This window comes from Streptomyces sp. NPDC005574 (assembly GCF_040605435.1).
Lineage (GTDB): Bacteria > Actinomycetota > Actinomycetes > Streptomycetales > Streptomycetaceae > Streptomyces.
Genome location: NZ_JBEXCW010000153.1, coordinates 1 through 11,204, shown reverse-complemented (window position 1 = coordinate 11,204; position 11,204 = coordinate 1). Strand labels below are relative to the sequence as shown.

Sequence of the window (11,204 nt, the reverse complement as noted above, 5' to 3'; positions counted from 1 at the left end):
CGGGATTGTATGTCCTTGCGATCTCAAGGAGCTCCTGGAGGGCTTCCGCCTCGTTCACGACCCGCCGCCACCGCGCTCCCTCCACCTGCGCAGCAGTTCCTTGCCCCGCCGCCGGGCGGCGACGTCGCACAGCGCCGCCGCCAGCAGCGGGGCGGTACGCCGCCTGGCCAGCAACAACCGCTGGTTGACGACCGGTTCGGGCCGCCAGTGGTGCTTGTAGGGCTCGTTGCCGCGCAGCAGGCTCAGCGTGCCGGGCGCCCCGCCGCGGGTGTGCTCGGCGCACGCGTCGAGGAGCATCACCGCCACGTCCGCCTTGCGCTCCCGCAGCCGCGGGTGGGCGCCGTAGAGGTAACCGCCCGCCAGCCGCCGCGACAGCAGCGTCAGGTCCACGGCCACCACGTCGTCGTCCAGCCGGAACTCCGTGACCACGGCGTTGCCCGAGCGCACCATCGGCCCCACCGAGCGCACCAGGTGGTCGCAGAACCGGGGCCGCAGATGCTCGGACGTCACCTTCCGCCCCTGCCACTGGAGCCGGTGCAGCTCCAGCAGCCGGTGCAGCGCTGCGTCCACCTCGTCCGGCCTTACGATTTGGCGCTCCACCCCGAGGGCGGTCAACTTGCGCAGCTTGGCGCGCACCCGCTGGGCCTTCGCCGACGGCAGCCGGGCCACCAGCTCGTCCATCGGCAGCGCGGGCAGCTCCAGGCACACCGAGTCGCTCACCCGGCGGCGCGGCCCGTGCCAGCGGTCGTAGATCTGCTCGGCGGCGCCGCCGGGACGCACCTCGCGGAAGTCGATCAGCGCGGTGCGGGCGGCGCCGGCCAGCCCCTCGGTGAGCGCGGCCACCGCCTCATCGCCGCGCTCGTCGTCCAGCAGGACGTCCCCGTAGTCGGAGATCGCCCCGCCCAGCGGCACGAGCGCCGGCACCGGCCGCCCCACCCGCATCAGCGGGGCCGCGGCGACCAGTTCGGCGCCGTCGCGCACCAGCACCAGCCGCAGCCGGCCGGTCCTGCCGTACGACAGCCACCAGGAGTGCAGCCAGGCGTGGCTCTGGAACGGGGTCGCGGCGGCGCACCGCTCGTACAGGCGCTCCCAGTCCCCGGCCAGCCCGGCGAAACCGGCCTCGTCGGTGACGAGTTCCGCGGAGTACCTCACAGCTGCCCGTGCACGTCGGCGGCGGTGGCCGGGCTCGGCACGGAGGCCGGCCAGGCGGGTTCCTCGCTGGTCCGCCGCGGCCGGACCAGCAGCAGCAGACCGCCGAGCAGACCGCCCGCGCTCGCCCCCACCATGCCCGTCACGGCCGGTGAGACCGAGGACGGCTCGGTCGGCGTGACGGCGCGCGCGAACTGCTGGAGCTCGACGCTGGTCTCCGCCTTGGTGTCGTTCGCGTGCCGGGTCAGCGCGCGCGAGACGGCGTTGGCCATGTCGGCGGCGAGGTCCGGGCGGGAGGAGGTCGCCGTGATCGCCACCATCGGCGCGTCCGGCGAGGTCGCCGTCCGCACGCTCGACTTCAGCGTCTTCACCGGCACCCCGGCCCAGACCTGCGCGTCGCCCAGCACCGCGAGCTGGGTGGCGACCCGGCCGTAGGCCTGCGCGAAACCGAGCGCGGACGCCGGTTCCGACTTGTCGGTGGGTACGGCGACGACGTAGCTCGTTGCCGTGTACGTCGGCGTCCTGACCAGGCCGTAGGTGCCGCCGAGCAGTGAGCCGGCGACGAGGCCGGCCGCGAGCAGCGACCAGGACGGCAGGGCCCGGGTGCGGGTGAGGGCCGGGCGGCGCGGTCCGGCGGTGTTCTCGGTCATGAGGAACTGGCTCCCTGGGGTGTCGGGGACAACGAGTGCGGGGCCGCGGCGGCGTACACGCCCATGAGCTGGGCGGCGCTGCGGACGATGCTGTAGTGACGGGCGGCTTCCGGTGCGGTGCGCGGGCGGGGCCCGTCGGCCCGGGCGCCGGCCAGGGCCCGGGCGAACGCCTCCGGGCCGCCCCGGACGCGGTGGGCGGCGGGCGCGGTGTGCGGCGGCAGGTCCTCGATCGCCGGGCAGGAGGCGTACCGCACGGGCAGGCCGGCCGCGAGTCCTTCCACCACCGCCAGCCCGAACGCCTCCTCGGGGGACGGCGAGGCCAGCACATCCATCGCGGAGGTCAGCGAGGGGAGGTCGGGGCCGGCGGAGCCGTCGGGCAGGCAGGGGCGTTCGCCGGTGAACAGGACCCGGTCCGCGACGCCCGCCTCGTGCGCGGCGCGCCGCAGGGCGTGCTCCTGCGGGCCGCCGCCGACCAGCAGCAGCCAGTAGTCCTTGGGCAGCCGGGTCAGCGCCCCGATCAGGACGTCGAACCGCTTGCCCGCGGCGAGCCGCCCGATACCGCCGACGACGTACGCGTCCTCGGGCAGGCCGAGCCGGCGGCGGGTGCACGCCCGCACGGCCGGGTCGAAGCGGAAGCGGTCCAGGTCGATGCCGTTGGGGACGACCTCGATGCGCGGGCCGGGCACCCCCCAGCGCCGGAGGCGGCCGGCGACCGTGGGGGAGACGGCGACCGTGGCCCGCCCGAGCCGCTCGCTGGCCAGGTACAGGGCGCGCACGCCCGCCGTCAGCCCGCGCCCCTCCAACTGCGAGTCGCCGAGGGAGTGTTCGGTGGCGACGACCGCGCGGACACCGGCGAGGCGGGCGGCGAGCCGGCCGTAGACGCAGGCGCGGTAGAGGTGGGTGTGCACGAGGTCGTAGCGGCCCTGGCGGATGACCCGGACCAGGCGGGGCAGCGCGGCCAGGTCGCGGTTGCCGGACATGCCGAGGTGCACCACCCGCACCCCGTCCGCGGCGAGTCCGTCGGCGACCGAGCCCGGGTTGGTGAGCGTCACGACCTCGCACTCGACGGGCAGATGCCGCAGCAGCAGGCGCAGTTGCTGCTCGGCGCCGCCGACGCCGAGACCGGTGATGACATGGAGGGCCCGCATGTCACCGCCCCGCCACGGGGCGCCGCCGCAGCCGGTGCAGGCGGTACTTCAGCCACAGTCGTACGGCGGTGTCGTGCTGTCCGACGTGCACGCGGGGCAGGGCGTGCGGGCCGGTCAGCGGGCCCGGGTCGATGGCGCAGGCGTAGTCGTAGCCGGCCTCCCGGACGGCGTCGACGGCCCGCTGGTGCACGGTCCCGTACGGATAGCAGAAGCCGGCGGTCGCGGTGCCGGTCAGCTCGGTGAGCACGGCCCTGCTCTCGGCCGTCTCCCGCTTCAGGGTGAGGTCGTCCGCCGTCGTCAGGTCGACGTGCGTCAGCCCGTGCGAGCCGATCTCCACCCCCTCGGCGGCCGCGCTCCGGATCCCGTCGGCGGTCAGCAGTGGCCGACGCGGGCCCAGCGGGTCCCAGCCGTTGTCGCCGCCGAGCCGGCCGGGCAGCACGAAGAGGGTGGCACCGAACCCCCGGCGGCGCAGCGCCGGCAGGGCGTGGGTGAGGAAGTCCGCGTAGCCGTCGTCGAAGGTGAGCCCGACGAGGTCCCGGCCCCCGCCGGCGGCCCGGGCGGCCAGCAGGTCCGCCACGGACACCCCGCGCAGACCGCGCCGGGCCAGCCAGCCGAGCTGCCGGTCGAGCCGGTCGGGCGTGACGGTGACGCGGTACGGGTCGTCCGAGCGGTCGCCCACCGAGTGGTACATCGCCACCCAGGGCACCGGTCCGGGGCGGGGCGGGGCGGGGGAGCGGATGTCGTCGGGGGCGCGGGGATCAGCGGAAGCGGCCATGAGTGAGCTTTCCTGTGACGGTCCGTACGGAACGGAGGGCGGGTGCGAAGCCCTGGGCGCCCAGGGCCAGGCCGAGCAGGACGAAGACCAGGGCGACGGTCGCCGAGCCGGCCAGCAGACCGGGCACCGGCGTCCGCACCCGGCCCGCCACGAACCAGCCCGCGAACGTCGCGACCACCGCCGCCCGCAGCGGCCTGCTCAGCTCGCCCAGCACCCGCCGGGTGCGGATCGGGACACTGCGCTCGCCCATGCCGGCCAGCAGCAGCGCGGCCGTCACGGTGATGCCGGCGGCGTTCGCGGCGGCGATCCCGCACACGCCCCAGACGCCCACCGCCCACGCGCCGAGCCAGGCGGTCACCACGATGCCCACGGCCATCGCGCCCACCGGGTACCAACTGGGGCGGCCCGCCGAGAAGTACGAGCGGACCAGCGCGCCGACCAGGGTCTGGCCGAGCAGCCCGAGGGCGTACACCCGCATGACGGCGGCGGTCGCCGCCGTGTCCAGGGCGGTGAACTCGCCGCCCTGGAAGAGGAGTCCGATGATCTGCGGGGCGCAGGCGATCACCGTGGCCGCGCCGAGCAGCACCGTGCAGGCCGCCAGCGCGAGGTCCCGCTCCACCCGGCTGCGAGCCCGCTCGGTGTCCCCCTCGGCCAGCGCCCGCGCGACCACCGGGAAGGTGACCGTGCACAGCATCAGCGAGAGCGTCATCGGGATCTGGGCCACCTTCTGCGCGTAGTTCAGATGCGAGATGGCCCCGGCGGGCAGGGTGGAGGCGAGGAAGCGTTCGACGAGGACCTGCGACTGCCGGCACAACGCGAACAGCAGGACCGTGGCGACCAGCGTCAGCGTCACGGGCCGGCCGGACCGCTCGGCCGGCCCGTCCTGCGTCACCGGCCGCCGCCGCAGCCGCCGCCCCAGCGCCGGCACCTGGAGCGCCACCATGAGTGCCCCGCCCACCGCGACCCCGGCGGCCGCCGAACGCACGCCCCAGCTGTCGCCGAGGAGGAACATCGTGGTGATGACGCCGGTGTTGTACGCCACGTAGATCCCGGCGGGGAGCAGGAACCGGCCGTGCGCCCGCAGGGCCGCGCTGCAGTACCCGGCGAGCCCGAAGCTCAGCACGCAGGTCGCGGTGAGCCGGGTGCAGGTCACGGCGAGGGCGGGGTCCGGCAGGCCCGGCGCGAGGGCCTCGACGACCCAGGGGGCGCCGGCCACGATCAGCGCGGACACGGCGACGAAGGCCAGCGCGAGGCGGGGCAGGGTGGCGGCGACCAGCGCGCGGACCGGGTCACCGGAGGCGCCCCGCGCGCGCCGGGCCAGAGCCAGGCTGAACGCCGGGATCAGCGCGAAGGCCAGCCCGTCCTCGATGAGCAGGGTGGCCGCGAACTCCGGCACGGTCCAGGACACCAGGAACGCGTCGGTGTCGCTGCCGGCGCCGAACAGCCGGGCCAGGAACTGGTCGCGGAGCAGTCCGAGGACGGAGCCGGCGACGGACAGGGCGGCGGTGACGGCGGTCGCCTTGGCGAGGAACCTCCGTGATACGGCGGGGAGTTCACCGGCACCCTCACCGGTGCCGGGACCGGCCTTCTCGGATCGGGTGCGTGCGGCGGGAAGAGCCGGGGGGCCGGGCGCGGGGGGTGCGGCGGGCGGGTGCGGGGGCGGGCCCGCGGTGTCCCGCGCGCCGGGCGGCACCCGGGTGCCGGTGGCGCCCTGCGCGTCCGCCGCCCCGTCCGTGCCCTCCGGGTCGGCCCGCGGGGTCGGGGAGGGCGTCACCGGCATCGGGCGGACGCCTCCTCGAAGCGGCCGCCGACCAGCGCCCACCAGGCGACCACGCCGAAGCACACGGCGGTCAGCACGGTCGACGGGCCGCCGATGTCGGCGTAGAAGAAGTCGGTCAGCTGCCAGACCAGGAGTCCGCAGGCGACGAGCGCGCAGTCCAGGCCGGGCCCGGACCGGCGGGCCCGCACCAGGCCGCGCAGGGCGCACACCAGGAGCGCCAGCCAGCCGCCCGCGAGGGCCAGCAGACCGATCAGGCCCTGCTCGGCGAGGACGAGGAGGTACATGTTGTGCGGGGACAGCAGGGGCTGCTTGCGGAAGGCCGCGCCCGCGCCCTCCGTGTCGCTGCCCGAGGACAGCGCCAGCGACGCGTGCGCGTCCCGCTGCTCGGGGAAGCCCTTCAGCCCCACCCCGGTCAGCGGCCGCTCGCGCCACATGTCGACGGCCGCCGCCCACATGGTGTACCGGTCGGTGACGGACTGGTCGGGCGCGTCGGTGACCCGCGTGATGCTGTCGATCCGCTCCTGGAGCATCGCCGAACCCACCCCGAACCCGCCGACCAGGACCACGCTCACCGCGATGAGGACCGCACCCACCGTCAGCGCCCGCCGCACCCCGGCCAGCAGCAGCTGTGCCAGGCAGGTCACCGCCGTCGCGATCCACGCCCCGCGGCTGAAGGACAGCGCCAGCGGCAGCAGCAGCGCGAGCGCGCAGCCGGCGGCGACGGCCCGCCGGCGTACCGGGGCGCGGCCCAGCGCCAGCCCCAGCGCGCACACCAGGCCGAAGGACACGACGGTCGCCATGCCCATCACGTCCGTCGGCCCGAAGGTGCCGACGGCCCGGATGTCCTCGCCCTGGTAGGAGGCGCCGGTCCCGGTCAGGAACTGGTCGACGCCGATCGCGCCCTGGCAGAGCGCGAGCCCCACGAACGCCCAGGCCAGCAGCCGGAAGTCGGATCGGCCGCGGACCAGCAGGACCACCGCCGCCGGGACCAGCACGAACACCTGGAGATAGCGGCCCATGCCGGTCAGCCCGGCCGTCGCCGAGGAGGCCCCGGCCGCGGCCAGGGCGAGTCCGGCCACGGGCAGGCCCAGCACGACGGCCGCCGTACGGGACAGCGGGCGCCGCCGGTCCCGCAGGACCCGGACCACGCAGTACAGGACCACCAGCGCGGACAGCGCGTCGGCGGGGCCGGCACCGCCCTCGCCGTCCGGCGCCACCGGCAGCGCCAGCAGGGCCACGACGGCCACCACGGGCAGGACCGGGGAGAGGGCCCGCACGCGGGGCAGGTTCAGGGCGAGGCTCATCCGCTCAGCTCCCCGTCGGGCGCACGAGCGCGGCCGCGGTGCGCAACAGGATGCACACGTCCTGCCACAGCGACCAGTTGTCGATGTACGCGTTGTCGAACCGGGCCCGGTCCTCGATCGAGGTGTCGCCGCGCAGGCCGTGGATCTGGGCGAGGCCGGTGATCCCGGTCTGCATCCGGTGGCGGGCGGCGTAACCGGGGTAGGTCTGGCTGAACTTGGCGACGAAGTAAGGGCGTTCGGGTCGCGGCCCGACCAGGCTCATGTCGCCCCAGAAGACGTTCCACAGCTGGAGCAGCTCGTCCAGCGAGGTGCGGCGCAGGAAGCGGCAGAACCACGGCATGCGGTGCTCGTCGGCCACGCTCCAGCGGGTCGCCGCCTCGTGCTCGTCGACCGGGCGGTGGGTGCGGAACTTCAGCAGCGTGAACGGCTTGCCGTCCCGGCCGATGCGCTCCTGCCGGAACACCACGCCCCGGCCGCCGGTCAGCCGCAGCACCACCGCGCACACCAGCAGCAGCGGGCTGGCCAGCAGCAGCAGCGCCCCGGACACCGCCACGTCCAGCGCCCGCTTGCCCGCGCTGCCGCGCCGCCGCGAGCCCATCTCCAGCCGACGGCAGCCGAATCCGGCGATCTGGTCGCGCATCTCGTACGACGGTGAGTCCGTGTCGAGCTCCCAGACCGCGCACCCCGACTCGGCGAGCGCCCGCAGCAGCGGCCCCTGCCCCGACCGTACGGACGGATGCACCGTCAGGACGTCCCGTACGCCGTTCTGGATGAGGGCCCGCTCGACCTCCTCGCCGGTCGTCAGCACGGGCAGCCCCTCGCTGCCGTCCGGCTGCTCGGCCACGACGCCGACCGGCCGGACCCCGCAGCGGGGATGGCGCAGCACGGCCGCCGCCACCCGCTGGGCACTGGCCGCCGGACCGAGGACGAGAGCGGTGCGCGGGTGGGCGAGCAGCGCCGTGCGCCGCCGCCAGTGCGCGGTGGCGCGGGCCGCGCAGCCCGCGATCGCGTGCACCGCGAATCCCAGGAACAGACCGGAGGCGGGCAGTGCCCGGCCGGGTGCGTAGGCGGCCACCGCGGCCGCGGCGGAGACCCACAGCAGCGCGATCCGGCCGATGACGGCGGGCAGTTCGTCGAGCACGCCGGGCACCGACCGGGGCGGTCGTGGACGCAGCAGCATCGAGGCGGCCACCAGCGACGCCACCAGGACGGGACGCGGCTGGGCCCCGGCGCACGCCAGCGCGCCCAGCAGGGCGCCGGCGAAGTCCGCGAGAAGCAGCGGGAAGGGCGAGACGGGGAGGTCACGCGGGCGGTGGGCGGGAAACCGGAAGCCGGCCGCCGTGCCACGTGCCGGCATGACCGAGACGGGTGAGAATCCGAGGTCGCGCCCACCGGGCGAGGGGACGGTGCTTTCCGCAGTCACGAGTGGATGGACTCCCTGTACTCGGTGGGCTCGACACGCCCTGTTCCTCGGTTCGCCTCCGGACCGCCCCCGCCGAGCAGTTCGCGGTACACACCCGCCGTGGCGGCGGCCGCCTGCCGCACGTCGTGCGTGGCCAGGACGTGACGGCGCCCCTGGTGGCCGAGCGACTCGCGCAGCAGCGGGTCGAGCAGCAGGTCCGCGACGGCCCCGGCCAGCGCGGCCGGATCGTCCGGGGGCACGAGGCAGCGCGCGGTGAGCGCGGCCGGCAGGCTCTCCCGGGCGCCGTCCACGTCCGACACCACCACGGGCCGCCCGCAGGACATCGCCTCCAGCGGGGCGAGCGCCATGCCCTCCCAGCGCGACGGCAGCACCACCAGGTCGGCGGCCTGGTACCAGGCGGCGGTGTCGGTGACGGCCCCCGCGAACAGCACCGACTGCGGGGCGCGCGAGCGCAGGCGCGCCCGGTCCGGGCCGTCCCCGACGAGCACCAGACGCGCGTGCGGGACGCGCCCGAGGACCGCCTCCCACGCGCGCAGCAGGACGTCCTGCCCCTTCTGCCGGCACAGCCGCCCCACGCACACCACCAGGGGCGTCCCGGCGTCGATCCCGGCGAGCTGTCCGATCCCGGCCCGTACGGTGTCCACGGCGGCCGGGTGGAAGCGCCCGGGGTCGATCCCGTTGGGGATCACGCTCCACCGCCCGCCGATCCCGGCCCGCAGCCCGGTGGCGCGTTCGGCCTCGCTCACGCACACCACGCGCGCGGCCCAGCGGGCGCCGTAGCGTTCCCAGCGCAGCGCGAGGGCCTCGGTGATCCCGCCGACCGCCTCGAACGACCAGGCGTGCGGCTGGAACACGGTCGGGATCCGCCCCCGTACGGCGATCCGCCCGGCCAGTCCGGCCTTCGCGCTGTGCGCGTGCACCACGTCGGGTCGAACGGCCTCGATCACCCGTGCGAGCCTCCGCACCTCCCGCGCGAGAGCCGGGCCCGGCGACCGCGCCGCCTCCCACTGCCGTGCGTCGGCGCCGAGCGCGCGCAGCGCGGTGGTGAGCGGGCTGTCCGGACAGGCGACCGAGACGCGCAGGCCGGCGGCGACCTGGGCGCGCACCAGGTCCGTCACGACCCGGGCGGCCCCGCCGTCCACGGGCTGGATGACGTGCAGGACCCGCGGCCGAGGGTCGGTTGCTGACTGGTGCATTGCGCGGTTTCCTCGCTCACGGGCGTGCTCGGGACAGGCGGGAACGCGCCTGGTGCTGCGCGTCGACGGCGACGAAGAGCGCACCGGCCCATGCCGCGTCCCGGTGGGAAACGAGCCGGAAGGCCAGCTGGTCACCACCGCGCCGCAGGGCATTTCCGAGATCGAACACGTCGGAGTCGTAGCCGAGCGTGTTCGCGTACGCGGGCGCACGCTCCACGGGCGCCGCCCCCGGGCCGCTGATCGTCGAGTTCAGGACGTCGTCCCGGGGGTTGGCGGCGTCGGTGAGCGCGGTGCCCGGACCGCGCCCGGTCGACAGCGTGAGCGAATCCCCCGTGCGGCCGCGGTCGCCGTTGTAGGCGACCAGGCCGGCCTGGCCGGTGGCCCGCTCCGGAACGGGCAGACCGCGCAGCCGGATCTCCCGGCCGGCCGGGGACTCCAGCGTGTCGAAGCCGTCCCACAGGGCGAGATGGCGCAGCGGCAGGCGGGGGTCGCGGTAGGCCACCACCAGCGTCCAGCCGCCCCACGCGCCCGCCGCCGACCTGCCCATCGCCACGTTGACCTGCGCCACCGTGTACAGGCCCGAACCGCTGTCCCGCACCAGCTTCGTGACGTCCGCCGACGCCTGGAAGGCGTCCGCGCCCCCGGCCGCCCGGTGGCCGACGACCGTGTCGGCGAGCACGGCCTTGTAGGCGCCGCCGGGCTCGGCGATCAGTACCCGCCCGTTGTCCCTGGGCGGCTTCTGCTCACCCACCCGGAGGTTGCCGCCCCAGTACAGCCGCGCGTACGTCACCCGGGAACCCGCGGGCAGCCGGACCGCGGCACGGGAGGAGTTGTAGGTGTTCGGGTCGCGGTCGACGTCCACGTAGAACATGTCGAAGTCGCCGTTGGCCGCGGTCGAACCCGCGCGGACCGCCGGACACGAGGGCGCGGCCCGCGGGCCGCTGGTGCGGCAGCTGATGGAGGCGTTGGCGGCGCGGACGAACCCGCCGCGCTGCGAGACGCGGTACCGCTCGGCGAACGCGAGCCGCTGGGCCTGCGGCGCCGGGGGTGCGGAGGCGGACGGGGTCGGTCCGGCGGCCGCGGCGGCGCAGAGCGGTGCGCCCAGCATGCCGAGGGCGAGGATGCCCACCATGGCACGGCGCAGCGACGGACCCGGGAGAAGAGGCATGACCGGCGGTGCCCTTTCGGGAATGGTTCGCGCACCGGGAAGTCGCGGATCACCCGTCGGTGCGCGGGCGGGAAGGTGCGTAGCGAGGTGCGCCACACTAATCCCGATTCGTCGTAATTCGGGGAAACCGGACAAGTGTGTCGGAATGGTGAAGCCCGTCCTCGGCCGGATCACCCCATTGGCGGCACAACCCGCGTGGGCGCCACGCGTTGACACAGCGCCGGGCATCCCCGCCCGGGTGATTTTGTGTCAACCCCCAAGGAGCACCTCTCCATGTCGCGTATCGCGAAGGGCCTGGTCCTGTCCTCCGTTGCGGCCGCAGCCGCCGTTGCGGGTGCCGCCGGCATCGCCGCCGCCGACAGCGACGCGCACGGCGCTGCCGCCAACTCCCCCGGCGTGCTGTCGGGCAACGTCGTCCAGGTCCCGGTCCACATCCCGGTCAACGTCTGCGGCAACACCGTCGACGTGATCGGCCTGCTGAACCCCGCCTTCGGCAACCAGTGCGTGAACGGCTGACGTCGGCGCCGCACGCTCTTCCCCCCGGCCGCCCACCCGTGGTAACCGGAGTGGCGGTACGCCAGCTTCTGGGTCTTCTTGTTGCCGGAGAGGTG

At 75.6% G+C, this 11,204-nt stretch carries 10 protein-coding genes; 1 reads left to right on the top strand and 9 read right to left on the bottom strand.

Translation table 11 applies throughout. The annotated features are described in order from the left end of the window. Positions 1-54: 54 nt before the first annotated feature. The 9 genes from ABZT03_RS40980 to ABZT03_RS40940 all read right to left on the bottom strand — a co-directional run bounded on the left by ABZT03_RS40980 (position 55) and on the right by ABZT03_RS40940 (position 10,593). Positions 55-1,152 (bottom strand): GNAT family N-acetyltransferase, encoded by a 1,098-nt coding sequence (locus tag ABZT03_RS40980; RefSeq protein WP_356048873.1) that lies wholly within the window; start codon positions 1,150-1,152, stop codon positions 55-57. Next, positions 1,149-1,799 carry a lipopolysaccharide biosynthesis protein gene (locus ABZT03_RS40975; RefSeq protein ID WP_356048871.1) on the bottom strand — a complete coding sequence of 217 codons (651 nt, stop codon included), beginning with the start codon at positions 1,797-1,799 and terminating at the stop codon, positions 1,149-1,151. The genes ABZT03_RS40980 and ABZT03_RS40975 overlap by 4 nt, the downstream gene beginning before the upstream one ends. After that, positions 1,796-2,947: a glycosyltransferase gene (locus ABZT03_RS40970; protein ID WP_356048869.1), complete on the bottom strand. Its 1,152-nt coding sequence runs from the start codon at positions 2,945-2,947 to the stop codon at positions 1,796-1,798. Before ABZT03_RS40970 ends, ABZT03_RS40975 begins: the two co-directional genes overlap by 4 nt. 1 nt (position 2,948) lies before the next feature. Then, positions 2,949-3,638 (bottom strand): polysaccharide deacetylase family protein, encoded by a 690-nt coding sequence (locus tag ABZT03_RS40965; RefSeq protein WP_356048874.1) that lies wholly within the window; start codon positions 3,636-3,638, stop codon positions 2,949-2,951. A 67-nt stretch (positions 3,639-3,705) separates the two neighbouring features. Further along, positions 3,706-5,502, bottom strand: a complete 1,797-nt coding sequence (locus tag ABZT03_RS40960) for a lipid II flippase MurJ (RefSeq protein WP_356048867.1) — start codon at positions 5,500-5,502, stop codon at positions 3,706-3,708. Further along, a complete protein-coding gene (locus tag ABZT03_RS40955; protein ID WP_356048865.1) occupies positions 5,493-6,806 on the bottom strand; it encodes an O-antigen ligase family protein in 1,314 nt (437 codons plus the stop codon). The genes ABZT03_RS40960 and ABZT03_RS40955 overlap by 10 nt, the downstream gene beginning before the upstream one ends. A gap of 4 nt (positions 6,807-6,810) precedes the next feature. Further along, positions 6,811-8,229: an exopolysaccharide biosynthesis polyprenyl glycosylphosphotransferase gene (locus ABZT03_RS40950; protein WP_356048864.1), complete on the bottom strand. Its 1,419-nt coding sequence runs from the start codon at positions 8,227-8,229 to the stop codon at positions 6,811-6,813. Then, positions 8,226-9,425: a glycosyltransferase gene (locus ABZT03_RS40945; protein ID WP_356048863.1), complete on the bottom strand. Its 1,200-nt coding sequence runs from the start codon at positions 9,423-9,425 to the stop codon at positions 8,226-8,228. Before ABZT03_RS40945 ends, ABZT03_RS40950 begins: the two co-directional genes overlap by 4 nt. A gap of 16 nt (positions 9,426-9,441) precedes the next feature. Beyond that, positions 9,442-10,593 (bottom strand): DUF3344 domain-containing protein, encoded by a 1,152-nt coding sequence (locus ABZT03_RS40940; protein WP_356048861.1) that lies wholly within the window; start codon positions 10,591-10,593, stop codon positions 9,442-9,444. Positions 10,594-10,866: 273 nt separating this feature from the next. Here ABZT03_RS40940 and ABZT03_RS40935 point away from each other — a divergent pair, with 273 nt between their 5' ends. Then, the gene (locus ABZT03_RS40935) at positions 10,867-11,109 is read left to right on the top strand and encodes a chaplin (RefSeq protein WP_356048860.1); all 243 of its coding nucleotides are present in this window, start codon (positions 10,867-10,869) and stop codon (positions 11,107-11,109) included. The last annotated feature ends 95 nt before the right edge of the window (positions 11,110-11,204 follow it).